The sequence below is a fragment of the Amycolatopsis sp. NPDC003861 genome, assembly GCF_053605405.1.
In genome coordinates this window covers 1-21,550 of sequence record NZ_JBSGJD010000025.1, presented here as the reverse complement: position 1 = coordinate 21,550, position 21,550 = coordinate 1, and the positions used below count along the sequence as shown (strand labels likewise).

At 71.4% G+C, this 21,550-nt stretch carries 27 protein-coding genes; 13 read left to right on the top strand and 14 right to left on the bottom strand.

Going from position 1 to position 21,550, the window contains the following annotated elements; genetic code table 11:
- Positions 1-399 precede the first annotated feature (399 nt).
- Together mihF and ACWEVN_RS09630 are read left to right on the top strand one after the other, a co-directional pair.
- The gene (mihF, locus tag ACWEVN_RS09635) at positions 400-711 is read left to right on the top strand and encodes an integration host factor, actinobacterial type (protein ID WP_051767699.1); all 312 of its coding nucleotides are present in this window, start codon (positions 400-402) and stop codon (positions 709-711) included.
- A gap of 84 nt (positions 712-795) precedes the next feature.
- On the top strand, positions 796-1,947 hold the full coding sequence (locus tag ACWEVN_RS09630) for an isochorismate synthase (RefSeq protein ID WP_452050919.1): 1,152 nt from the start codon (positions 796-798) through the stop codon (positions 1,945-1,947).
- Positions 1,948-1,959: 12 nt separating this feature from the next.
- Here ACWEVN_RS09630 and ACWEVN_RS09625 read toward each other — a convergent pair whose 3' ends face one another.
- Entirely contained in the window at positions 1,960-2,646 is a 687-nt protein-coding gene (locus ACWEVN_RS09625) for a 4'-phosphopantetheinyl transferase family protein (protein WP_452050918.1), read from the bottom strand.
- A gap of 63 nt (positions 2,647-2,709) precedes the next feature.
- Complete coding sequence (locus ACWEVN_RS09620; protein WP_452050917.1) at positions 2,710-3,630, bottom strand: M91 family zinc metallopeptidase; 921 nt, start codon at positions 3,628-3,630, stop codon at positions 2,710-2,712.
- Positions 3,631-3,796: 166 nt separating this feature from the next.
- Here ACWEVN_RS09620 and ACWEVN_RS09615 point away from each other — a divergent pair, with 166 nt between their 5' ends.
- The gene (locus tag ACWEVN_RS09615; protein WP_091318329.1) at positions 3,797-4,966 is read left to right on the top strand and encodes an acyl-CoA dehydrogenase family protein; all 1,170 of its coding nucleotides are present in this window, start codon (positions 3,797-3,799) and stop codon (positions 4,964-4,966) included.
- A gap of 57 nt (positions 4,967-5,023) precedes the next feature.
- On the opposite strand, the gene ACWEVN_RS09610 is transcribed toward ACWEVN_RS09615, so the two are convergent.
- From ACWEVN_RS09610 to ACWEVN_RS09595, 4 genes are read right to left on the bottom strand one after another with little or no spacing between them, the layout of a single operon-like run.
- A complete protein-coding gene (locus tag ACWEVN_RS09610; RefSeq protein WP_004561305.1) occupies positions 5,024-5,344 on the bottom strand; it encodes a hypothetical protein in 321 nt (106 codons plus the stop codon).
- A gap of 58 nt (positions 5,345-5,402) precedes the next feature.
- Positions 5,403-6,044: a TetR/AcrR family transcriptional regulator gene (locus ACWEVN_RS09605; protein ID WP_242545469.1), complete on the bottom strand. Its 642-nt coding sequence runs from the start codon at positions 6,042-6,044 to the stop codon at positions 5,403-5,405.
- On the bottom strand, positions 6,035-7,558 hold the full coding sequence (locus tag ACWEVN_RS09600) for an ATP-dependent acyl-CoA ligase (protein ID WP_452050916.1): 1,524 nt from the start codon (positions 7,556-7,558) through the stop codon (positions 6,035-6,037). Before ACWEVN_RS09600 ends, ACWEVN_RS09605 begins: the two co-directional genes overlap by 10 nt.
- Positions 7,555-8,292 carry an enoyl-CoA hydratase/isomerase family protein gene (locus ACWEVN_RS09595; RefSeq protein WP_452050915.1) on the bottom strand — a complete coding sequence of 246 codons (738 nt, stop codon included), beginning with the start codon at positions 8,290-8,292 and terminating at the stop codon, positions 7,555-7,557. Before ACWEVN_RS09595 ends, ACWEVN_RS09600 begins: the two co-directional genes overlap by 4 nt.
- A gap of 47 nt (positions 8,293-8,339) precedes the next feature.
- On the opposite strand from ACWEVN_RS09595, the gene ACWEVN_RS09590 reads away from it, so the two are divergent.
- On the top strand, positions 8,340-9,926 hold the full coding sequence (locus ACWEVN_RS09590; protein ID WP_452050914.1) for an amidohydrolase: 1,587 nt from the start codon (positions 8,340-8,342) through the stop codon (positions 9,924-9,926).
- A 4-nt stretch (positions 9,927-9,930) separates the two neighbouring features.
- Here ACWEVN_RS09590 and ACWEVN_RS09585 read toward each other — a convergent pair whose 3' ends face one another.
- Complete coding sequence (locus ACWEVN_RS09585; RefSeq protein WP_310968621.1) at positions 9,931-10,251, bottom strand: hypothetical protein; 321 nt, start codon at positions 10,249-10,251, stop codon at positions 9,931-9,933.
- A gap of 64 nt (positions 10,252-10,315) precedes the next feature.
- Here ACWEVN_RS09585 and ACWEVN_RS09580 point away from each other — a divergent pair, with 64 nt between their 5' ends.
- From ACWEVN_RS09580 to ACWEVN_RS09555, 6 genes are all read left to right on the top strand, one after another.
- Positions 10,316-10,756: an N-acetyltransferase family protein gene (locus ACWEVN_RS09580; RefSeq protein WP_452050913.1), complete on the top strand. Its 441-nt coding sequence runs from the start codon at positions 10,316-10,318 to the stop codon at positions 10,754-10,756.
- Positions 10,757-10,796: 40 nt separating this feature from the next.
- Positions 10,797-11,480 carry a metal-dependent transcriptional regulator gene (locus tag ACWEVN_RS09575; protein WP_086839591.1) on the top strand — a complete coding sequence of 228 codons (684 nt, stop codon included), beginning with the start codon at positions 10,797-10,799 and terminating at the stop codon, positions 11,478-11,480.
- A 68-nt stretch (positions 11,481-11,548) separates the two neighbouring features.
- The gene (locus ACWEVN_RS09570) at positions 11,549-12,367 is read left to right on the top strand and encodes an LLM class flavin-dependent oxidoreductase (RefSeq protein ID WP_452050912.1); all 819 of its coding nucleotides are present in this window, start codon (positions 11,549-11,551) and stop codon (positions 12,365-12,367) included.
- A 73-nt stretch (positions 12,368-12,440) separates the two neighbouring features.
- Positions 12,441-12,773, top strand: coding sequence for a transcriptional regulator (locus ACWEVN_RS09565; RefSeq protein WP_167384931.1), 333 nt, complete (start codon positions 12,441-12,443; stop codon positions 12,771-12,773).
- Positions 12,774-12,793: 20 nt separating this feature from the next.
- Positions 12,794-13,852: a zinc-binding dehydrogenase gene (locus tag ACWEVN_RS09560; protein ID WP_452050911.1), complete on the top strand. Its 1,059-nt coding sequence runs from the start codon at positions 12,794-12,796 to the stop codon at positions 13,850-13,852.
- 248 nt (positions 13,853-14,100) lie between these two features.
- A complete protein-coding gene (locus ACWEVN_RS09555) occupies positions 14,101-14,724 on the top strand; it encodes an alpha-ketoglutarate-dependent dioxygenase AlkB family protein (protein ID WP_452050910.1) in 624 nt (207 codons plus the stop codon).
- Here the strand turns inward: ACWEVN_RS09555 and ACWEVN_RS09550 are convergent.
- Positions 14,721-15,299 (bottom strand): ArsR/SmtB family transcription factor, encoded by a 579-nt coding sequence (locus ACWEVN_RS09550; protein WP_452050909.1) that lies wholly within the window; start codon positions 15,297-15,299, stop codon positions 14,721-14,723. The two genes, ACWEVN_RS09555 and ACWEVN_RS09550, sit on opposite strands and share 4 nt — an antisense overlap.
- An 81-nt stretch (positions 15,300-15,380) precedes the next feature.
- Here ACWEVN_RS09550 and ACWEVN_RS09545 point away from each other — a divergent pair, with 81 nt between their 5' ends.
- Positions 15,381-15,734, top strand: coding sequence for a hypothetical protein (locus ACWEVN_RS09545; RefSeq protein ID WP_452050908.1), 354 nt, complete (start codon positions 15,381-15,383; stop codon positions 15,732-15,734).
- Complete coding sequence (locus ACWEVN_RS09540) at positions 15,727-15,966, top strand: hypothetical protein (RefSeq protein ID WP_452050907.1); 240 nt, start codon at positions 15,727-15,729, stop codon at positions 15,964-15,966. The genes ACWEVN_RS09545 and ACWEVN_RS09540 overlap by 8 nt, the downstream gene beginning before the upstream one ends.
- 97 nt (positions 15,967-16,063) lie before the next feature.
- Here the strand turns inward: ACWEVN_RS09540 and ACWEVN_RS09535 are convergent, their stop codons facing one another.
- Genes ACWEVN_RS09535 through ACWEVN_RS09510 form a run of 6 tightly spaced genes read right to left on the bottom strand, consistent with a single transcriptional unit; the run spans position 16,064 to position 20,668 of the window.
- Positions 16,064-16,384: a 5'-nucleotidase gene (locus tag ACWEVN_RS09535; protein WP_452050906.1), complete on the bottom strand. Its 321-nt coding sequence runs from the start codon at positions 16,382-16,384 to the stop codon at positions 16,064-16,066.
- 48 nt (positions 16,385-16,432) lie between these two features.
- Positions 16,433-17,266, bottom strand: coding sequence for a 5-oxoprolinase subunit C family protein (locus ACWEVN_RS09530; RefSeq protein WP_452050905.1), 834 nt, complete (start codon positions 17,264-17,266; stop codon positions 16,433-16,435).
- A complete protein-coding gene (locus tag ACWEVN_RS09525) occupies positions 17,263-17,874 on the bottom strand; it encodes a 5-oxoprolinase subunit B family protein (protein ID WP_452050904.1) in 612 nt (203 codons plus the stop codon). Before ACWEVN_RS09525 ends, ACWEVN_RS09530 begins: the two co-directional genes overlap by 4 nt.
- Complete coding sequence (locus tag ACWEVN_RS09520) at positions 17,871-18,620, bottom strand: LamB/YcsF family protein (RefSeq protein ID WP_452050903.1); 750 nt, start codon at positions 18,618-18,620, stop codon at positions 17,871-17,873. The genes ACWEVN_RS09525 and ACWEVN_RS09520 overlap by 4 nt, the downstream gene beginning before the upstream one ends.
- Before the next feature lies 1 nt (position 18,621).
- Positions 18,622-19,416 (bottom strand): putative hydro-lyase, encoded by a 795-nt coding sequence (locus tag ACWEVN_RS09515; protein ID WP_449685796.1) that lies wholly within the window; start codon positions 19,414-19,416, stop codon positions 18,622-18,624.
- Positions 19,417-19,426: 10 nt separating this feature from the next.
- A complete protein-coding gene (locus tag ACWEVN_RS09510) occupies positions 19,427-20,668 on the bottom strand; it encodes an MFS transporter (protein ID WP_452050902.1) in 1,242 nt (413 codons plus the stop codon).
- A 117-nt stretch (positions 20,669-20,785) separates the two neighbouring features.
- On the opposite strand from ACWEVN_RS09510, the gene ACWEVN_RS09505 reads away from it, so the two are divergent.
- Positions 20,786-21,508 (top strand): GntR family transcriptional regulator, encoded by a 723-nt coding sequence (locus ACWEVN_RS09505; RefSeq protein WP_452050901.1) that lies wholly within the window; start codon positions 20,786-20,788, stop codon positions 21,506-21,508.
- Positions 21,509-21,550 lie beyond the last annotated feature (42 nt).

Genomic DNA, 21,550 nt, shown 5'->3' with positions numbered 1-21,550 from the left:
CTCTAGTGCGGATCGGGTGAAGCGGGCATGGTCAACAACGGCTCCGTTCGGTCACGGTCGTCGCGCGATCGGGCGACGACCGGACGATGATCAAGATCATCTCTTTTTCGGCTTTTCCTTATGTGCAAGGAAATGTGCACGAGAACAGCGGGTAACGGAGGCTCCACTTCCGGGTGAGAAGGGCCACGTGAAGCGCTTCTTGGGAGCGTTTCCGCAGGCCGGAGCGGGTTGCCCGGTATCACCTCCGGGGGTAATAAGTGCGTGTCGGTTGCACGGCCAGGAAGCGGGTGGCGTTTACTGGGCCCGTGGCAAGAGACGGCTGAGCAGCGCTTGCAGGAGCAAGCACTCACAAAAGCTGTCGGCCGCGAAAGCGGAGACCTGAGAGGAAAGGACACTACGTTGGCTCTGCCTACGTTGACTCCGGAGCAGCGCGCCGAGGCCCTGGCCAAGGCCGCCGAGGCTCGCAAGGCGCGTTCGGAGCTGCTCGCGTCGATCAAGTCCGGCAAGGAGAGCATCGAAAAGGTGCTCAAGCAGGCCAAGGAGAACAAGACCATCGGGAAGACGAAGGTCACCCAGCTGCTGAAGGCCGTCCCCGGCCTCGGCGCGGTGAAGGTCGCCGCCCTGCTCGAGCAGGCCGGCATCGACCCGGACCGGCGTGCGGCCGGCCTGGGCGAGCGCCAGCGCGAGGCGCTCATCGACGCGCTCAAGTAGCTCGTCACCAGGAGCTGACCGCGAGGGGAGTGTCGCTGGCGACACTTCCCTCGCGGATCTCCCGTCGCCTGGGAGGCTGGTCTTGTGAGTTCTCCTGATCCGGTGACCCCGGCTGACCTCGCCGCCCGCTACCAGCGAGGCGACTTCCTGTTCACGACGGCCGCGCGCGCACTCCTCGCGCAGGGCACGATCCGCACGGTCACCGAGACGGACCCGCGGCGGCTCGCCTCGGCGATCCCCGGTGTCCTGGCCGAGACGGGTGCCCCGCTGGCCGTCGGCGTCCTGCCGTTCGACACCGGGCCCGACACGAAGGTGCCGGGCCACCTCGTGGTGCCCCGGACCGTCCACCGGTCCTCGGGGGCGCCTTCACTGCCGCGAGAGGCCCTGCCGGCACCCGTGCGGGTCCGTGCGGTGCCGTCTCCGGCGTCGCACATGGCGGCCGTGCGTGCCGCCGTTTCCGCTCTTGAGGACCGTGACCTGCGCAAAGCCGTCCTGGCTCGGGCCCTGGACCTCGAGTTCTCCGCGCCGGTGCCCGCCGAGAGCATCGTGCGGAACCTGGCCGTGGGCAATCCCCGCCACTTCACGTATGCGGCCGAGCTGCCGGGCGGCCGGTCACTCGTGGGGGCGACGCCGGAGCTGCTGCTGCGTCGCACCGGCCGGACGGTGTTCTCGTCGCCGCACGCGGGGTCGATGCCGCGCTCGGCGGACCCGGTTGTCGATCGGGCCAACGGCGAGGCGCTGCGGACGTCCCGGAAGGACCAGCTCGAGCACGCGGTGGTGATCGACTACCTGGTCGAGGCGCTGCGGCCGTTCTGCCGGACCCTGGACGTCCCGGCCGGCCCGGAGCTGGTGACCACGCCGGCGATCTGGCACCTGCGCACCCCGATCACCGGCGAGCTGGCGGACCCGGACATCACGGCGCTGGACCTCGCGGCGGCCCTCCACCCGACCCCGGCGATCTGCGGCACCCCGACGGAGGGCGCGCGCGAGCTGGTCCAGGAGCTGGAGCCGTTCGACCGCGACTACTACGCGGGCGCGGTCGGCTGGGTCGACGCGGCGGGCGACGGCGAGTGGGCGGTGGCGATCCGCTGTGCGGAGATCGCCTCGACCTCGATGCGGCTGTACGCGGGCGGCGGGATCGTCGCGGCCTCGGACCCGCGCTCGGAGCTGGACGAGACGACGGCGAAGTTCCGGACGCTCCTGACGGCGATGGGGCTGGCGGACCTGCCGGTCTGAGCCCGGGCGGAGCTACGGGACCCAGTGTTCCTCGGTGACCGACAGCTCCTCGGTGGTCAGCACCGCGATGGCCGCCCGGTACCCGTCGGTGGCCTTCAGGTCGACCAGGCGGGTCGTCGCCGGGTCCAGGGCCGGGTCGCCCGAGGCGACCAGGCTGGCCGGCTCGTCGTAACGCGAGAACGTGATGCTCTGCAGCGGGATGCGCAGGCCCTTGCCGGTGGCCTTCATCACCGCCTCCTTGCGGGTCCAGTAGACGAAGAACGCCGCCGCCTTCGCGGTCCCGTCGAGGCCGGCCAGGTGCTCGGCCTCCGCGGGGCTCAGCGCGTACTCGATCAGGCCGTCGTCCGCTCGGCGGGTGGCCGTCTCGACGTCGAGGCCCACCGGGACCGAGGGCGTCGCCGCGATGCCGATCAGGTCGCCCGAATGGGAGATCGACAGCGTCAGGTCCGCGCCCGGGATCCGGGGCCGCCCGTGGGGCTTGCCGCAGTCTTCGCAGGTCGCGTCGAACTCCACCGTCTCGATGGCCAGGCCGAGCCGCTCGGCCGCGACCGTCTTCGCCAGGACGCGGCCGGTGAGGAACCGCCGCTTGTCCGCCTCCTGCCGGTACGCCTCGAACCGCCCCTGCTCGACGTCGTCGAGCAGGCGCAGGAAGCGATCTTCGGCGGGCAACGGCGACGACCAGCGGACCTCGATCTCCATCACCCCTCCGATCCTTCCGGGCCCGGCGGCCGTTGTCACGGGATCGGGCCCAGGACAGGGGTGTCACAGCCGGCGCGGCACGGACGGGAGGCTCGGCAGCGGGTCGAGGGACCGGCCGTAGCCGTGGTGGCCGTGGCGCCGCGGTGCCGGTTGCCCGGGCCGGGCGCCGACGTGGTGTTCCTCGCGCAGCTGGTTCTCGGTGAGGTCCCCGGTCTCGATGGTGTTCTCCTCCTCGCGGTTGTCGTAGGCGGGATCGGCGGCGGGCCGGGTGCTCGCGTTCGTACCCGCGGTGTCGTGGCGGGCGTGGATCAGTTCGTGGCCGACGCGCACGACGTCGGGGACGGTCAGCGCCGCGCCGTGCGCATCCAGGACGTGGACCGCGCTCCACGCCGGGTCGAGCCTGATCACCACGTCGGAGCCGGTGTGCGGATCGTGCGCGCCGGCCTGGTCGAGAGCCTGGGTTTCGCCGCCGTCCTGCAGCAGGGCGACGGCCTCGGACGGCTCGATCCGCACCCGGTGCGATCCGGCGGCCAGCTCGACGACCAGCCGGCGGCCGTGGCGGCGGGACATCAGGGCGGCGAGCGCGGCGAGGACGCGTTCGCGGAAGCCGGGGTAGGTGCGGCCGAAGGTCTGGGTGTCCGAGATGGTCAGCGGCGACTGGCCGGAGGTGATCGCGGACCACGTCCGCGTGGCCGCGTCGAGCTCGGCGCGGGTGATCCGGTCGTCACCCCGTGCGTCGCGATCGACGACCACGAACCGGCCGAACGGGGTCGTGACGCGGCGGCCGGCGGCCCGGGCGGGTGCGCTCTGGCGCTGCACCAGGAGCCCGGTCAGCGCGTGGTTGCCCGCCTGGCGCTGCAGGGCGAGGGCGGAGCCCGCGGTCAGCGCGCCCCGCGGGTCGGAGCGTGCGGCGAACGCCGGCGTGGGCATCGCCCGGGCGGCAGCGCGCGGCTCCTGCTCGCCGGTGCGCGTCGCCTTCGTCACGCGGACACGGTAAGCCCGTCCGTGGCCGCCCGTCCTGCCCCCGGATGCCGCCTCCCGGGCTGCTCCGGCTGCCCCGGTGGGTCCCGCCGTCCTTGCGCCCGGGTGGCGCGTGCCGCACTATGGGAGTAAGCAAGCGCTTAGCCAGTGTCGGAGGAGCAGCCACCCCATGGACTTTTCACTCAGCACCGAAGAACGGGAAGTGCGCGACTGGGTCCGCACGTTCGTCCAGCGGGAGCTGGTCCCGCTCGAGCAGGAAGTCCTCCGGCGCGAGCGCGCCCACCAGCCCGGCCTCACCGGCGAGGAGCTCAAGGACCTCCAGCTCAAGGCGAAGGAGTCCGGCTTCTGGGGTGTCCTCACGCCCGAGGAGTACGGCGGCATGGGCCTGTCCGCCGTGATGGCCGCGCTGCTGGAAGCCGAGCTCGGCCGCACCTTCGTGCCGTTCCGCTTCGGGGGTGCCGCCGACAACATCCTGTTCCACGCCAACGAAGAGCAGAAGCAGACCTACCTGCTGCCGACCATCTCGGGCGAGCGCAAGTCGTGCTTCGCGATCACCGAGCCGGGCGCCGGGTCGGACGCCAAGGCCATCCGGACCACCGCCCGCAAGGACGGCAGCGACTGGATCATCAACGGCGAGAAGACCTTCATCACCGGCGGCAACGAGGCCGACTTCACCATGGTCTTCGCCATCACCGACCCCGAGAAGGGCGCGAACGGCGGTGTCACCTGCTTCCTCGTCGACCGCGAGGCCGGCTGGAAGTCCGAATACATCGACACCATGGGCGAGTGGGGCCCGGCGTCGCTGATCTTCCAGGACGTCCGCGTCCCGGAAACGCAGATCCTCGGCGAGGAGGGGCGCGGCTTCGAGCTCGCCATGCAGTGGATCGGCCAGGGCCGCTACCTGCTGCCCGCCCGCGCGATCGGCTCGTGCGAGCGGCTGATCTCGATGGCCATCGAGCACGCCAACACGCGCGAGACGTTCGGGCAGAAGATTGCCGAGCGGCAGGCCATCCAGTGGATGATCGCCGACTCCGGGGTCGAGCTGGAAGCGCTGCGGTGGCTGGTGCTGCACGCCGCCTGGCAGGTCGACCAGGGCCTCGATTCGCGGCACGCGCAGTCGATGGCCAAGCTGTACGGCGGCCAGAAGGCCAACGAGATCGTCGACCGCGTCCTGCAGATCCACGGCGGGATGGGCTACACGCGGGAGCTGCCGGTCGAGCGGTGGTACCGCGAGCTGCGGCTGCTGCGCATCTACGAAGGCACCGACGAGATCCAGCGCCGGACCATCGCGCGCAACCTGCTCAAGGGGCACGTCAAGGTCGGCGGCACGCTGGGCTGAGAACGCACGAAACCGTCAGGGCCGCCTTTCGGCGGCCCTGACGGCGCTTCAACCTGCTTACTTCTTGTTGCGAATGGCGATCGGGACGCCCGCTAGGTCCTCTTCGTTGCACAGGAGCTTCACGTCGTAGTACGGCGAACCCTGACGGTCGTCGTAGTCGAGGTGGATGGCCAGCACGTCGAGCGGCTCGCCGAGCCACTCCTGTGCCTGACGCAGCCACTTGGCGCAGCGCTCCAGAGCCGCGGGGAGATCGTCGTCACGGAACTCGACGGGGCGATAGGGGACATCCTGCACCTGATCGCGGGGGTGTGCCGGCGCCGGGAGGCCCGGCGCGAGACCCGAGTCGTCCAGTTCCAGTTGGATCGTTTCCTCAGTCACCCTTCGAGCGTCCCCCACCCGCGCCGTCTGGGCAAGGCGTACACAGGTAAAAGCGCCGCTAAACGGACACGCCCCACTCTTTCGCGACGATTTCCCGGCACCGTCGCAAGTCGGTCACGCCGGGCGCGGACGTGCAGCCCAGCGCCCTCGACGCCAGTTCCGCGTAGTGCTCCGCCAGCTCGTCCAGCGCCAGCGGGCCGCGTGGGGAATACCACCTCGCGACACCGCTGCACATCTCCAGCAGCGCGAGCCGGGTCACCGCCGGGTGCTCCACACGGAACACCCCGGCCGCCACGCCCTCGTCGATCGCGGCCGCCCACAGCCGTTCGTAGGCGTCCCGCAGGGCCACCACCGGCTCGCGCGCGGCCGGGGACAGCACGTCGACTTCGTTGTCCACCACCCGGGTTTCCGCCGGCCCGACGGCGTGGGCGAGGACGTGCAGCGCGACCAGCGTGCGCAGCCGGTGCACCGGGTCGCCGCCACCCGCGGTCGCCTCGCGGGCGGCGTCGAGCAGCCGGTTGAGCGCGGTGTGCATGATCTCGGCGAGCAGATCCTCCTTGGTGCCCATGTAGTGGTACAGGCTCGCCGAGGAGAGTTCCGCCTCCTGCGCCAGATCCCGGATGCCGGTGCCGTGGAAGCCCTTGGTGGCGAACAGCTTCACCGCCGCCGCGCGCACCCGCTCCCGGCTGCTCACCGCCATGCTGCCGCCTTCGCGTCCCAGGACCCGGCGCGCGGGTCCGCGACCTTCCGCAGCTCGCCCTTGGCCACCCGCTCCGACGGCGTCATCGGGAGCGCTTCGGCGAAGGCCCAGAACCGCGGAACCTTGAAGTAGGCCAGTTTCCCGGCGCAGAAGGCGGCCAGCTCGGCGGGGTCCGGCCGGTCGCCGTCGCAGACGACGTACGCCTTGATCTCCTCGCCGCGCAGCTCGTCGGGCACCGCGACGACGGCCGCCAGCTGCACCGCCGGGTGCAGCAGCAGCGCGCGCTCGACCTCGTCGGCGGAGACGTTCTCGCCGCTGCGGCGGATCATGTCCTTCGTGCGGCCGACGTAGTAGACGCGGCCGGCGGCGTCCATCCGGGCGAGGTCGCCGGTGTGGAACCAGCCGTTTTCGAACGCCTTCGCCGTCGCGTCCGGATCGTCGTGGTAGCCGTGCATCAGGCCGATGCCGCGGATCAGCAGCTGCCCGGTTTCCCCGCGCGGCAGCGGCTTCCCGTCCTCGCCGGCGATCAGCACCTCGCGATCGCGGCTCGGCCGCCCGATGCAGCCGGTGCCGACGGTCTCGTCGTGGTCGGCGGCGGTCATCCGGATGTCGCCGCCGGTTTCGGTCATCCCGAACGCCTCGTACCACGGCACGCCCCAGCGCGCCTCCAGCTCGGCGTGCAGGTCGTGCGGGATGGCGGACGCGCAGATCGCGCGGACGCGGTGGTCGCGGTCGGCTTCGGACGGTTCCTGCCGCAGCAGCAGCGTCGGCATCAGGCCGAGGCAGTAGAACCAGGTGACGCCGTGCTCGCGCACCTTCGCCCAGAACGTGCTGGGGTGGAACCGGTCCAGCACGACGAGGGTGGCGCCGCCCGCCAGTCCCAACGCGACATTCCACTGTGGATCGATGTAGTGGAACGGCTGCGCGGTCAGGATGACGTCGTCCTCGCCGACGGCCGGGAAGTCGGTGGCCAGGCCCACCGCGAGGGTGGTCCAGTAGCGGTTCGGCAGGACGCAGCCCTTGGGCGCGCCGGTGGTGCCGGACGTGTACTGGATGTTGACCGGCAATTCGGGCACCGGGGTGAATTCCGGCGGTTCGGCGTCGGTGCGGAGTTCGTCCGGGGTGATGACCTCGGTCACCCCGATCCGGCCGAGCAGGCCGGTGAACTCCGCGGCGGCGACGACCAGCTTCGCGCCGGAGTGCCGGAGGATGTGGGCGCCGTCGAACTCCTGGTAGTTCGTGTTGACCGGCACCAGCTGCGCGCCGATCTTCGCCAGCGCGAGCCAGGTCAGCGGGAACGCGGGCACGTTCCGCAGCATCACCGCGACCCGGTCGCCGGAGCCGATGCCGCGCTCGGCCAGCGCCGCGGCGATCCGGGAGCTTTCGCGATCGACCTCGGCGAAGGTGAAGCGCCGGTCGTGCTCGTCGAAGAGCCAGGCGGTGCGCTCCGGCCACAGCGCGGCCGCCCGGGTGACGAGCTGCGCGAGGGTCCCGATCTCGGCCAGCGGCGTCACGCCCGGCTCCGGAAGGCTTCGGTGGACGCGGCGACCGCGGCCGAGTGCTCGGTGATCAGGGCGTGGCTGACCTCGAGTTCGAGGGCGGGCTCGACGTCGATCGGCGTGTCGAGGACCCGCTTCGCCATCGCCGCGGCGGCCGGGGGGTGCTCGGCGATCCGCTTGGCCCAGCTCAGCGCCTCGGCCTGCAACTGCTCGGCGGGGACGGCCGCGTTGACCATGCCCAGCTCGGCCGCCTTCCGGCCGTCGAAGCGCTCGCCGAGCAGCAGGAGTTCCTTCGCCTTGAGCGGGCCGACCAGCAGCGGGAGCAGCCGCGACGCCGCGCCGGTGACGCTCAGCCCGAGCGAGACCTCGGGAAAGGCGAACACGGCGTCCTCGGCGGCCAGGATCAGGTCGCAGCCGAGCGCGAACTCCGCGCCGGCGCCGATCGCGTAGCCGTGCACCGCCGCGATCACCGGCTGGCGCAGCCCGCGCAGCCGCCGCGTGACGTCCTGGAGCCGGTCCAGCCGCGCCCGCGAATCACCCTCGGGGGTGGGTTCCTTGAGGTCGTGGCCGGCGCAGAAGGCGCGCCCGTTCCCGGACAGCACGACGACGCGCGCATCGCTGCGGGCGGCCGCGTCGAGGGCGGCGAGGAAGTCTTCGACCAGGACGGCGGCGACCGCGTTCAGCCGCTCGGGCCGGTTCAGCCGGATGTGCGCGATGCCGTCCTCGACGGCGAACTCCACGGTGGGCATGAGGCCGATGCTAGACGTTCGATCGATCGATCGATAGCCTCCGAGCCATGAAGGTCGACGCGGTCTACGAGAACGCCACGGTGTGGACGGGCGCGGGCGTCACCAGCGCACTTGCCGTCCTGCACGGCCGGGTGGTCGCGCTGGGCGACGACGCCCGTGGGCTGTCCGCGCGCTCCCGGGTCGACCTCGCGGGCGGCTTCGTCGTCCCCGGCTTCCACGACGCCCACAACCACATGGCGTGGTTCGGCATGGGCCTCGACGACGTCCCGCTCGGCGACTGCCGCAGCGTCGAGGAGGTCTACGACGCCGTGTCCGCGCGCGCCGCGACGCTGCCGGCCGGGAGCTGGGTGGTCGGCAGCGGGTACGACCAGAACAAGCTGGCCGGCGGGCACCCGGACCGGCGCGGCCTCGACCGCGCCGCGCCGGGCATGCTCGTGCGGCTTAAGCACACGTCCGGGCACATGACCGTGGTCAACTCGGCCGTGCTCGACCAGCTCGACCTCGCGCACGTCCCGGTCGGCGGCGACGTCGTGCACGACGCCGACGGCTCGCCCACCGGCCTGCTCCGCGAGCAGGCCCAGCTCTTGCTGCGGCCGCTCACGTACCCGACGCCGGTCGACCGCGTCGTGCGCGGGCTCGCGCGCGCGTCCGAGCGGTACCTGGCCGAGGGCATCACCAGCGTCCAGGAGGCCGGGATCGGCGGCGGCCTGGTCGGCGAGACGCCCGCCGAGCTGGCCGCCTACCAGCAGGCGCGCGACACCGGCGTGCTGCGCGTGCGCAGCACGGTGATGGTCGCCGCGAGCGTGCTGCACGACCTGCCCGACGACGCCGGCTTCGGCCTCGACCTCGGCCTGCGCACCGGCCTCGGCGACGAGTGGCTGCGCGTCGGCCCGATGAAGTTGTTCGCCGACGGCTCCCTGGTCGGGCGCACCTGTGCGATGCACGAGCCCTTCGACGGCGAGCCGGACAACCGCGGCTACTTCCAGGTGCCCGAGGACGAGCTGGCCCGCACGATCCGCCGTGCCCACGAAGCGGGCTGGCAGATCGCGACGCACGCGATCGGCGACCGCGCGATCACCGTCGTCCTCGACGCCTACGAAGCCGGGTTGGCCGCTTCGCCGCGCACGGACCACCGGCACCGCATCGAGCACTGCGCGGTGCTTCAGCCCGCGGAGCTGCGCCGGCTCGCCTCGCTCGGCATCATCCCGTCGCCGCAGGGCCGGTTCGTCAACGAGCTCGGCGACGGCATGCGCGCCGCGCTCGGCGAGGCGCGCGTCCCGTGGTGCTACCGGCTGCGCAGCGTCCTCGACGCGGGTTGCGTGCTCCCTGCGTCTTCGGACCGGCCCGTCGTGAACGGCGCGCCCCTGCTCGCCCTCGCCGACATGGTGCGTCGGCGCACGGCGTCAGGCGCGCCCTTCGCACCCGAAGAGGCGCTGACGCCGGAGCAGGCGTTGCGCGCGTACACGTACGGCTCGGCGTACGCCACCTTCGCCGAGCGTGACCTGGGCACGCTCGAACCCGGGAAGCTCGCCGACTTCGCCGTGCTGTCCGGTTCGCCCCTGGACGAGTCCGGTTCGGACGGCCTCACCGTGCAAGGCACCGCCGTCGGCGGCGAACTGCGTTATCAAGCGTGATGACTCACTTCCTTCCCACGTGTTCGAGTGCCTCCTCGGCCAGCTCGGCCCAGGGGTGTGGCGACCCCGGGGCCAGCGCCAGCCATTCCTTCATCGGGGTGCCCTTGTTGGCGTCGAAGCGCACCCCGTGCCCGCCCTCCACCAGTTCGTCCACCCGGACCCGGGGCAGCTTGAGCACGAGCTGCCCGCGGACGAACATCGCGAAGATCCGGCCGTGCGCACGCAGCGCCGTGCGCCCGAACCCGCCGGTCGTGCCGGGTGGCGTGATGCCCGGACGTCCGGTGAACTCGTCGACCAGGTCCTCGAACTTCTCCTCTGGGGACATCGACCACCTCCGTCTCTTCCATGCCCGACCGTAACGACCACCACCGACAAAACCGGGAGGCGAGATGCCCGTCCGCGACGCCGTCTTCGAAGACATCGAGGAAATCTGCGCGCTCATCGAGGAGCACGCCGTCTACGAGGACAACCACGACCTGAAGCTGGACCGCGCCGAGATGAGCGGGCACCTGTTCGGGCCGGACCCGAAGGCGTGGGTGCTGATCGCGACCCCGCCCGGCGAGCCGGGGACGGTGGCCGGCTTCGCGTTCTGCAGCTGGAACTTCTCCACCTGGGAAGCGCGGCCGGGGATCTGGCTGGACGACCTGTTCGTCCGGCCCGCGCACCGCCGCCACGGGCTCGGCGGCGAGCTGCTGGACGAGCTGCGCAACCGCACGACCGGCCGCGTCGAGTGGGACATGCAGGCGGGCAACGAGAAAGGTGAGGCGTTCTACGCCCAGCTCGGCGCCGAACCGGTGCCGGGCTGGATCCGCTACCGCTGGCGGCCGTGAACTTTCACGAGAAAGTACGCGGCCCCGTATCGTATGCGGCATGGGAGATGGTTCGGTCCGGAGGTCCTCGTCGGTCGAGGACTACGTCCGGGTGATCTACGGCCTGGTCGAGCGGGGTGAGGCGGTCACCAACGCGTCGCTCGCCGGCCGGCTGGAGGTCAGCCCGTCCTCGGCGTCGGGGATGGTCACGAAGCTGTCCCAGCTCGGCCTGGTCACCCACGCCCCGTACCGCGGCATCGAGCTCACCGCCGACGGCCGGCTGCTGGCGCGGTCGGTGCTCCGGCGGCACCGGCTGATCGAGACGTACCTGGTGTCGGAGCTCGGCTACACGTGGGACGAGGTCCACGCGGAGGCGGACGCGCTGGAGCACGCGGTGTCGGACAGGCTGGTCGAGCGCATCGCGGCCAAGCTCGGCAACCCGGTCCGCGACCCGCACGGCGACCCGATCCCGGCCCCGGACGGCAGCGTGGAGGAGCTGCCGGTTCGCATCCTGGACGACCTGCCGCCGGGCGCGGTGGGCGAGATCGTCCGGGTCTGGGACACGGACCCGGAGCTGCTGAGGTACCTGACGGAACACGCGATCAACCTCGGCGAGCGCATCGAGGTCGTGGAGCGGCAGCCGTTCGGCGGCCCGATGGTGGTGAAGGTGGGCTCGCCCCCGGACGCGGCGACGCACGCGATCGGCAAGGAGATCGCGCAGGCGTTGTCGGTCACCCTGCGCTGAGGGGCGTACGCGCGGGTGACGTCGTGGAGCGGATGTGGTGACGACCGCCTCCGCAAGACCATGGCCGCATGAACTCCTTCCGCTTCGGCGTCGTCGCCGGTCATGCGCCTGATCTCACGTCCTGGACCGCCCAGGCCGAACGGGTCGAGAAGCTCGGCTTCGACACCCTGCTCGCCACCGATCCCGTCGGGACCGCCGATCCCTTCGTCCTGCTCGGGGCGGCCGCCGCGGTCACCATCGACCTCACCATCGGCACCTTCGTCCTCGCCGATCCGTTCCGCGACGCCCGGGCTCTCGACTGGCAGGCGAAAACCCTGCACCAGCAGACGGGCGGACGGTTCGAGCTCGGGCTCGGCGTCGGACGTCCGGGGGCCGACGGGCACGCGAACAGCCTCGGGCGGGAATTCCCCTCACCGGGTGAGCGGATCACTCGGATGGCCGCCACCGTCGCGCACCTCAAGCGGGACAGCGAGCGGCCTCGGCTGATGCTCGCCGGCGGTGGGCCGAAAATGCTGGCGCTCGCCGCGCAAGAAGCCGACATCGTCACCTTCACCTGGATGCCGAGGACCACCGAAACCGAAGCGCAGTCCATTGTGGATCGATTCCGAGAACTCGCCGGGGCGCGCCTTCCCGACATCGAACTCGGCCTGAACCTGATGGCCGTCGGAACCGCGCCGTCGCCGGGAATCGCGCGGTGGGCCGGGGTCGACGTGCCCGAACTCGCCGCCGGGGGTGCCGTGACCGTCCTGCCCGAGGATCCCGGCGCGGCCGCGGAAACGCTTCTCCGGTGGCGGGACCGGTGGGGGATTTCCTACGTCACGATCAACTCCGGCTACGCGGAACCGTTTGCGGCGATCGCGGACGAGACGCGCAAGGCAGGTGGGTGAGGGCCCTTCCGATCTTGGGAAGCTGCGCCTACGCTCCAATGTTCTGTAATCGGGAGTGCTTCGGAGCGTTGTGATGACCGGTCAGCGAACACGCACCATCGACCGGGGGGAACAGGCGGAGCTGAGCCGGCTGCTGGCAGCCGGACCGTTCGACGTGGCCCTGCGGGCGGCGATCCGGGCCCGCGGCCTCGGCCTCGAGCGGATCCGCTATCGCTTGCGCGGCAGGGGAACCACGGTCAGCCTGGCCACCCTCAGCCACTGGCAGTCCGGACGGTGCCGGCCCGAGCGGCCGGAATCGTTGGAGGCCCTGCGGAATCTCGAGGACATCCTGAACGTGCCCGACGGCTCGCTCAGCAAACTCCTCGGCCCGCCGCGGGCGAGAACGAGGTTCCACGCGCTCAATTGAGCGACGGTTAGGCTCGCGGCATGCGAGCTGTCGTGATGGAGGAGTTCTGCGTCCCGCCCGTCGTGCGGGACGTGCCCGAGCCGGTGGCCGCGCCGGGCGGTGCGGTGATCGAGGTCGACGCCACCGGCGTCTGCCGCAGCGACTGGCACACCTGGCAGGGGCACGACGCCGCCGTCACGCTGCCGCACGTCGCCGGGCACGAGCTCGCCGGCCGGATCGTCGCGCTCGGCGCCGGCGTCCGCGGCTGGGAGCTCGGCGCGCGCGTCACCGTGCCGTTCGTCTGCGCCTGCGGCAGCTGCGCCCAGTGCGCCCGCGGCGACCAGCAGATCTGCGACCGAGAGTTCCAGCCCGGTGCTACGCACTGGGGGTCGTTCGCCGAGCGCGTCGCCATCGAGCACGCCGAAACGAACCTGGTCGCGCTGCCGGACACACTCGGCGCCGCCGAGGCCGCGGCGCTGGGCTGCCGGTTCGGGACGGCGTTCCGCGCGGTGCTGCGGCAGGGGCGCGTCACCGCGGGCCAGTGGGTCTCGGTGTACGGCTGCGGCGGCGTCGGGATCTCCGCGGTGTTGCTCGCTGTCGCGGCGGGCGCCAAGGTCGTCGCCGTCGACGTTTCACCGGCCGCCCTGCAGCTCGCCGCGAAGTCGGGCGCCGCCAGGACCGTCGATTCCTCGGCGTTCGACGGCCCGGAAGCCGTCGCCGCGCACGTCCGCGAGCTGACCGGCGGCGGCACGCACGTCTCGCTGGACTGCCTCGGTGCGCCGTCGACCTGCGCCGCGTCGGTCGGCAGCCTCCGCAAGCGCGGCCGGCACGTCCAGGCGGGCCTGATGCCGCCCGCGCAGGGGGTCGCGCCCATCCCGATGCACCGCGTCATCGGCGGCGAGCTGGAGCTGGTCGGCATCCACGGGCTCCAGGCGCACGAGTACCCGGAACTGCTGCGCGTCGTCGAGACGGCGGGCATCGACCTCGCCGCGCTGATCGGCCGGCGCATCGGGCTCGACGACGTCCCCGCCGCGCTGGCCGCGATGAACGACCCGGTTCCGGCGCAGGCGGGCGTCACCGTTGTGACGTTCCGTGACTGATCGGCGGCGCCGCGGTCAAGAGACGCGTTCGTAGCTGATCCACGCTGGTTTGTGACATTCAGGTGTGGGAACGTCGAGGCCATGGTGGCCCAAAGCGAGGGGATGCGGTCGCAGGGTCTTTCCGTTGGTCCGATCGGGCGGCTTCTGCGACTGTTCGCCACCGCGGATGTCACGTTCCGCGGTCATCGCGTGGTGCCTTCTTCGATCACCGAACGTGTGCGGCGGGAGTCTCCGGCACAATCGAAGTAATGGACGCCCTCCTGCCGCGCCCCCGCGCCGAGCTCGCGCCCGGAGCGGTGCACCTGCCCGACTGGCTCGGCTTCGACGAACAACGTGCGCTGGTCGCGGCCTGCCGCGGCTGGTCCGGCTACCGGCACACTCGGCTGCCCAACGGCGGGGTGATGTCGGTGAAGTCGGTCTGCCTCGGCTGGCACTGGTACCCGTACGGCTACTCGCGCACGACCGGCGAAGGCAAGCCGGTGCTGCCGTTCCCGGACTGGCTCGGCGACCTCGGCCGCCGCGCGCTGGCGGCCGCGTACGGCGAGGCCCGGCCTTACGAGCCGGACATCGCGCTGGTCAACTTCTACGACGCCGCCGCGAAGATGGGGCTGCACCAGGACAAGGACGAGCGCAGCCTCGACCCGGTGGTGTCGTTCAGCCTCGGCGACGCGTGCGTGTTCCGCTTCGGCAACACCGAAACCCGCGGCCGGCCGTACACCGACGTCGAGCTGCGATCGGGTGACGTGTTCGTGTTCGGCGGCCCGTCCCGGCTCGCCTACCACGGCGTCCCGAAGACGCTGCCCGGCACGGCGGACCCGGCGCTGGGCCTCGACGGCCGGCTGAACATCACGCTCCGGGTGTCCGGGCTCTAGTCCTCTGTGGACTCTTCCTCCGGCACCACGATGAACCGGACGGCCACCGCTCGCGAGCCTACGGGGTGCTGCCCCGGCTCGGTGGCGTACTTCCACACGAGATTCTGGTACTCCTCGACGAACGACGTGACCTGCTCCTTCGTCAGGTGCAGCCCGGCGCGGAAGATGTGGTTCCACCCTTCGGAGTTCTCGTAGCCCGCGTACGCCCGCGTGACCAGACCCAGGTCGTGGCTCATCTTGAGCGCGCCGAGCTGGAGCATCGCTTCGCGCTCGTCCGGCGCCAGGTCGAGGTCCGGCGGGGTGTAGAGGTCCTTCGACCGCGACTTCCACCAGCGCTCGCGGCCGTCCCCGCGGTCGGTCAGCTCCTCGATCAGCTCCAGGTCGGCGAGCTTGCGGAGGTGGTAGCTGGTCGTCCCGGTGCTCTCGCCGAGCGCCTTCGCGACGCTCGTCGAGTTCGCTTCGCCGTGTTTGCCCAGGTAGGACAGGATGTCGCGGCGCACCGGGTTGGCCAGTGCCTTGTAGAAGGCCTTGAGGTCCGCGCCGGTGAGGACGCGCTTTTCGGGACGTTCGACCACGCCCGAAGGATACTACAGAGATTGTTTGCAAAGAACCTCTGCAATCGCTACCTTGGGTCGGGAGAGAACTCGGGGGTTCGCATGAAGAAGCTCTTCTGGGCCGCAGGACTGTGCCTGCTGCCGTGGATCGCGGTACTGGGGACGACGCTGCCGGAGGTCGCGGCGGCACAGCACTGGCGGCTGGCCTGGACGGGCTTCGACGCGGCCGAGGCGGCCGGCTTGCTGCTCACGGCCTGGCTGCTCGGCCGCGGCGACCCGTGGACGCCGCTGGTCGCCACGGCCACGGCGACGCTGCTGCTGGCCGACGCCTGGTTCGACGTAGTCACGGCCGGCGACGACGTGGTGTTTTCGCTGCTCATGGCCGCGCTGGAGGTGCCGCTGGCGCTGGCCTGCCTGTCGGTGGCCGCCCCGCGGCCGGTGCCGGCGCATGTCTGAACTGGACGCGCGGCTGCGCGACGAGATCGACGACCAAGTCGTCGAGGCCCTGGACGCCTACCTCGCCGAGCGGCTCCCGCGGCGGTCCCAGCGCGCGTGGCCGGTGGTGGTGACGGTGGCACTGGGGGTCGTCACCACCTGGCTGGTCCCGGGCGCGGCTTGGGCGGCGTGGCTCGCGATCGCGGCCACGAACGTCGCCTGGCTGGTGGTCGTGAGTGGCAGGCGGGGCTGACCGCCTACCACTCACGACGCGGGACGGAAGCGTAGTTGCCGGCCGGAGCGGGGCGGCCAAGTCAGGATCTTTGTTGTGATGGCTTGGCTGGTGGCGGTCAGCTTGTACTGTTGTCGCTGCGCTTATCAGCGGTTGATCTCTCATTGATTATTCCGAATGGCACGTGGACGCTGGGAATCTGCGTCGTCTTTCGAAGGTGCCTTGCCTGATCGTCGAAAAACACATGAGGCTTCATGATGTCCAAAATGACACTCTTGTCGATTCCGCCCAGAAAGAATGCCTCGTTGACGGTTACGCCCCACGACTTGAGGCTGGTGACAGCTCTCTCGTGGGAGGGGGCGTTGCGTGCGGTCACGATCGAGATGCGTACGCGAATTTTATTGGTCGTGAGTGGCAGGCGGGGCTGACCGCCTGCCACTCACGACGCGGGACGGAAGCTTCGACGCTTTCACGTGAAAGCTGCAGCTCAGGCCCGAGCGAAGCGCACGGTCTGGCCGGGCCGGAGCTGGGCGGCCACGTCGAGGTCCTCCTCCTCGACGACCGCGATCACCGGGTAGCCGCCCGTCGTGGGGTGGTCGGCGTGGAACAGGATCGGCCGGCCCGAGGGCGGGACCTGCAACGATCCCGGCACGCACGCCTCCGACGGCAGCTCGTCGTGGCGCGCCCGGGACAACGGTGGTCCGGTCAGGCGGATGCCGACGCGGTCCGAGTCCGGCGACACCGTGTACACAGTGGACAACAACTTCTCCGGCTCCGCGAACCAGTCGCGGCGTGGGCCCGGCGTCACGCGCAGCACCGGTTCCGCCGGCAGCGACGCCCGGGGTGCGAGGTCCACCACCGGGAACTCCCCGGGCGCCGGGCCGATCGGCAGCAGCATCCCGGCCGTCACCGGGGGCGGGCCGAGCTTGCCGAGTGTGTCCGTCGCCCGGGAACCCAGCACCGGCGGCACGTCGATCCCGCCGCGCACCGCGACGTAACACCGCAGCCCCGACACCGCCGTGCCCACCGTCAGCTCTTCCCCCGGCCACAACGTGATCGGCCCGTTCAACCCACCCTTCGACAGCGGGCACGAAGCGCCGGTGACCGCCACCGTCGTCACGGCCGACGCCCGCAGCACCAGCCCGCCGAGCGTGACCTCCAGCGCCGCCGCCCCGGCCGGGTTCCCGACGAGCCGGTTGGCCAGCCGGAACGAGCCGCGGTCGGCTGCGCCGGAGCGGCCGACGCCGAGGGCCGCGTGGCCCGGGCGGCCGAGGTCCTGCACCGTCGTCGTGAAGCCGGGCCGGACGACTTCGAGCTTCACGACCGCACCGCCGTGAACCGGACGCGGGTGCCCGGTGGCAGCAGGTTCGGCGGGTCGCGCTCGACGTCCCACACCGGCACGTCCGTCCTCCCCAGCAACCGCCAGCCGCCCGGGGAGGCGCTCGGGTAGACCGCGCTGTACTCGCCGGCGATCGCCACCGAACCCGGCGGGATGCGGGTGCGCGGCGAAGACCGGCGGGACACGTGCAGGGCGGGGTCCGACCCGGTGAGGTAGGCGAACCCCGGCGCGAAGCCGCAGAACGCCGAGACGTACGTCCCCGCGGTGTGCCGGGAAACCAGCGTCGGCACGCTCATTTCCGTCTCCGCGGCGACGTCGGCCAGGTCTTCGCCGTCGTACACCACCGGGATCACCACCTCTCCCGCGTCCGCCGCCACACTGTCCACAGGGGACACCTCGCGCAGCAGCTCACCCAGCCTTTCCGCGTTCGTCACCGACGGGTCGAAGCGGACCAGCAGGGTCCGCGCCGCCGGGACCAGCTCTTCGACGCCGTCCGGAGCCAGGCCGGCCAACGCCGTCTGGTAGCCCAGCACGTCGGCGGTCTCCACCAGCACCGCGCGCCGCCCGCACGGCAGCAGCCGGACGGTCATCCGGTGAACGCGCCGAGCTGGATGCCCGCCCCGGTCAGCGCCGCCTCGATCCGCCGGGCCAGCTCGACCGCGCCCGGCGTGTCCCCGTGCACGCACAGGGAATCCGGGCGCACCTCGAGCTTGGTGCCGTTCTCCGTCACGACGCCGCCGGTCGCCATGCCGACCGCGCGTTCGGCGACCACGTCGGCGTCGTGGATGACCGCACCCGGCTGCTTGCGCGACACGAGCTTGCCCTCCGCGGTGTAGGCGCGGTCCGCGAACGCCTCCGCGTACGCCACCACGCCCGTTGCCTCCGCCTGTCGCTGCATTTCCGAATTCGGCAGGCACAGCAGCGCGAGCGCGGGGTCGTAGCGGCGCAGGCCGTCGACGATCGCCGCGGCCTGCTCGGTGTCCACCGCCGCGGTGTTGTATAACGCGCCGTGCGGCTTCACGTACGTCACGCGGCTGCCGGCCGCGCGGGCGAACGCGTCCAGCGCGCCGATCTGGTAGAGCACTTCGTTCGCCAGGTCGTCCGGCGCGATGTCGAGGGCGCGCCGGCCGAAGCCGGCCAGGTCGCGGTACCCGACGTGTGCGCCGATCGCGACGCCGCGCTCGGCCGCCAGTTCGCACACCCGCCGCATCACCGACGGGTCTCCGGCGTGGAAGCCGCACGCGATGTTCGCGCTGGTCACGATGTCGAGCATGGCTTCGTCGTCGCCCATCTTCCAGGCGCCGAAGCCTTCGCCGAGATCGCTGTTCAGATCCATTTCACCCCACCCGGTATTCGCTGTCGTACCGATCGGTGATGAACATGTACCCCGGTGCGTGGGTGATCGCAAAGGGGGGCCGGGACGCCATCAGCGCCGCCTGCGGGGTGACCCCGCAGGCCCAGAACACCGGGACGTCGCCGGGTTCGGCGTCCACCGGATCGCCGAAGTCCGGCCGCGAAAGGTCGTCGATGCCCAGCGCGCCCGGGTCGCCGATGTGCACCGGGCCGCCGTGCACGGCGGGCATCGCGCGGGTGATCCGGATCGCGTCGGCGACCCGGTCCTCCGGGATCTGCCGCATCGACACGACCATCGGCCCGAACAGCCGCCCGGCGGGCTCGCACGGCCGGTTCGTCACGTACATCGCGACGTTGCGGCCCTGGTCGACGTGCCGCAGCGGGACGCCCTCGGCGGCCAGCGCCGTCTCGAACGTGAAGCTGCAGCCGATCGAGAACGCGACCATGTCGCTGCGCCACAGGCCGGTCGCGTCCGAGACCTCGCCGGCGAGGACGCCGTTCTGCCAGATCCGGTAGCGCGGCAGGTCGGTGCGCAGGTCCGCGCCCTCGGCGAGCCGGGTTTCCGGATCGCCGGGGTCGGTGACGTCGAGCAGCGGGCACGCCTGCGGGTTGCGGGTGCAGAACAGCAGGACGTCGTAGGCCCAGTCCTCGGGCACGGCGATCAGGTTGGTCTGGGTGAAGCCGTTGGCCCAGCCCGTGGTCGGGTGGGCGGTGCCGGTGCGGAACGCCGCCCGGGCCTGCGCCGGCGTGTAGGTGGCCGGTTCGTCAAAGGTCGTCATGAGTTCCCCCTCAGTCGACGAGTTCGATACCCCTGGTTTCGGGAAGGCCGAGCAGGGCCAGCACCGCGATGCCGTACCCGGCCGCGCCGATCACGATCGCGCCGCCCGCACCGAGGAAGCCCACGATGGTCGGGAAGATCGCCCCGACCGCGCGGCCGAAGTTGTAGGTGAAGCCCTGCCCGGTGCCGCGCAGCGCGGTCGGGTACAGCTCGGCGAGGAACGCGCCGAAGCCGCTGAAGATCGCGGACATCGAGAAGCCGAGCGGGAAGCCGAGCACCAGCACGAGGCCGTTGGCGCCCTTCGGGATTTGCGTGTAGGCGACGATGAGCACGGCCGAGAGCAGCGCGAACGTCAGGAAGGTCTTCTTACGGCCCAGCAGATCGGTGAGGTAGCCGCCGCAGACGTACCCGACGAAGGCGCCGGTGATGAGGAAGACGAGGTAGCCGCCGGTGCCGATCACGGTCAGCTCACGCGTCTTCTTCAGGTAGGCGGGCAGCCAGGTGTTGATCGCGTAGTAGCCGCCCTGGACGCCGGTGGCCAGCAGCGAGGCGAAGAACGTCGTCCGCAGCAGGTCGGCCCGGAAGATCCGGGCCAGTGAACCGCGGGTCCGCACGGCCACGCGGCGCTCCTCCGCGCGCGGGGCGTCCTGCACACTGCGGCGGACCCACAGCACGAGCAGCGCCGGGATGACGCCGGTCCAGAACATGATCCGCCAGGCCACGTCGTCGCTCGCGAAGCTGAAGACGATCGTGTAGACGATCACCGAGAGGCCCCAGCCGACGGCCCACGCGCTCTGCACGAACGCCACGGTCCGGCCGCGGTACTTGGCCTGCGAATACTCGGCGACCAGGGCCGCGCCCGCCGCCCACTCGCCGCCGAAGCCCAGGCCCTGCAGCGCGCGGAAGACCAGCAGCGTCTCGAAGTTCGGCGCGAAGCCGCAGAGCACGGTGAAGATCGTGTACATCGCGATGGTGATCTGCAGCGTCCGGACGCGGCCGATGCGGTCGGCGAGGATGCCGGCGCCGACGCCGCCGACGGCCGACACGACCAGCGTCGTCGTGCTGAGCAGGCCGGCTTCGCCGCTCGAAATGCCGAAGAACGCGGTGATCGCGGCGAGCCCGAGCGGCAGGGTCTGGTAGTCGAACGAGTCCAGGCCGTACCCGCCGAACGCGCCGAGGAAGGCGCGGCGTCCGCGTTTTCCGAGTGTGCGGAACCAGTCGAACGGCCGGGCCTCGGTAGCTGTGGCAGTCATGGGGCACCTCCTGGCCAGTGTCTCTCATCGTGGCGTACCTCACACGGTAGAGATTGTTGAACAATTCCACAAGATGCCGATTGGATCGTCCCCCGAGTGGCGGGTAGCCTTGTCCTCGTGGTCATCGAAGACGGCGTGGTTTCGGGCCTGGAGGCCGACCGCGGCCTGGTCACGCGCAAGAGCACGGCCGAGCGGGTCGCCGGCGTCCTCCGCAAGCGCATCGCGGAGGGGTTCTTCCTGCCCGGCGGGCGGCTCTCGGAGCAGGACATCGGCAACGCGCTCGGCGTCTCCCGCAACACCCTGCGCGAGGCGTTCCGGCTGCTCACGCACGAGCGGCTGCTCGCCCACGAGCTCAACCGCGGGGTCTTCGTCCGCATCCCGAGCGTCGAGGACGTCGTCGACATCTACCGGGTGCGCAAGATCATCGAGTGCGCCGCGGTCCGCGGGCTGAAGGCCAAGCCGGCGTCCTTCGCGCGGATCAAGGAGAAGGTCGAGATCGGCGACGAGGCCGCGCGCACCGGCAACTGGAAGGACCTCGGCACCGCGAACGTCTGGTTCCACCAGGAGCTCGCCGCGCTGTCGGGCAGCGAGCGGGTGAACGAACTGGTCGGGCGGCTGACCGCCGAGCTGCGGTTGGTGTTCCACATCATGGCCGAGCCGCGGCGCTTCCACGAGCGCTACCTGCCCCGCAACCACGAGATCCTCGACCGCATCGAGGCCGGCGACGGCCCGGGCGCGGAACAGCTGCTGCTGAAGTACCTCGACGACGCCGAAGAACAGCTGGTGGGCGCGTACGCCGACCGCGCCGAGGCAGCCCGCGCGGCCATCGTGGCGGAGTGACCAAAGCGCCCCAATGTGGCGTTCGGTGCGTCTGACGCACCG

Coding starts and splice junctions, on each gene's coding strand:
- ACWEVN_RS09605 (WP_242545469.1), bottom strand. CDS start 6,044: ATGGCGGTGAGCAGCCGGGAGCGGGTGCGCGCGGCGGCGGTGAAGCTG.
- ACWEVN_RS09615 (WP_091318329.1), top strand. CDS start 3,797: ATGGACTTTTCACTCAGCACCGAAGAACGGGAAGTGCGCGACTGGGTC.
- ACWEVN_RS09545 (WP_452050908.1), top strand. CDS start 15,381: ATGAAGAAGCTCTTCTGGGCCGCAGGACTGTGCCTGCTGCCGTGGATC.
- ACWEVN_RS09625 (WP_452050918.1), bottom strand. CDS start 2,646: ATGGAGATCGAGGTCCGCTGGTCGTCGCCGTTGCCCGCCGAAGATCGC.
- ACWEVN_RS09560 (WP_452050911.1), top strand. CDS start 12,794: ATGCGAGCTGTCGTGATGGAGGAGTTCTGCGTCCCGCCCGTCGTGCGG.
- ACWEVN_RS09595 (WP_452050915.1), bottom strand. CDS start 8,292: ATGCCCACCGTGGAGTTCGCCGTCGAGGACGGCATCGCGCACATCCGG.
- ACWEVN_RS09565 (WP_167384931.1), top strand. CDS start 12,441: ATGACCGGTCAGCGAACACGCACCATCGACCGGGGGGAACAGGCGGAG.
- ACWEVN_RS09555 (WP_452050910.1), top strand. CDS start 14,101: ATGGACGCCCTCCTGCCGCGCCCCCGCGCCGAGCTCGCGCCCGGAGCG.
- ACWEVN_RS09590 (WP_452050914.1), top strand. CDS start 8,340: ATGAAGGTCGACGCGGTCTACGAGAACGCCACGGTGTGGACGGGCGCG.
- ACWEVN_RS09510 (WP_452050902.1), bottom strand. CDS start 20,668: ATGACTGCCACAGCTACCGAGGCCCGGCCGTTCGACTGGTTCCGCACA.
- ACWEVN_RS09570 (WP_452050912.1), top strand. CDS start 11,549: ATGAACTCCTTCCGCTTCGGCGTCGTCGCCGGTCATGCGCCTGATCTC.
- ACWEVN_RS09580 (WP_452050913.1), top strand. CDS start 10,316: ATGCCCGTCCGCGACGCCGTCTTCGAAGACATCGAGGAAATCTGCGCG.
- ACWEVN_RS09525 (WP_452050904.1), bottom strand. CDS start 17,874: ATGACCGTCCGGCTGCTGCCGTGCGGGCGGCGCGCGGTGCTGGTGGAG.
- ACWEVN_RS09585 (WP_310968621.1), bottom strand. CDS start 10,251: ATGTCCCCAGAGGAGAAGTTCGAGGACCTGGTCGACGAGTTCACCGGA.
- ACWEVN_RS09540 (WP_452050907.1), top strand. CDS start 15,727: ATGTCTGAACTGGACGCGCGGCTGCGCGACGAGATCGACGACCAAGTC.
- ACWEVN_RS09575 (WP_086839591.1), top strand. CDS start 10,797: ATGGGAGATGGTTCGGTCCGGAGGTCCTCGTCGGTCGAGGACTACGTC.
- ACWEVN_RS09515 (WP_449685796.1), bottom strand. CDS start 19,416: ATGACGACCTTTGACGAACCGGCCACCTACACGCCGGCGCAGGCCCGG.
- ACWEVN_RS09520 (WP_452050903.1), bottom strand. CDS start 18,620: ATGGATCTGAACAGCGATCTCGGCGAAGGCTTCGGCGCCTGGAAGATG.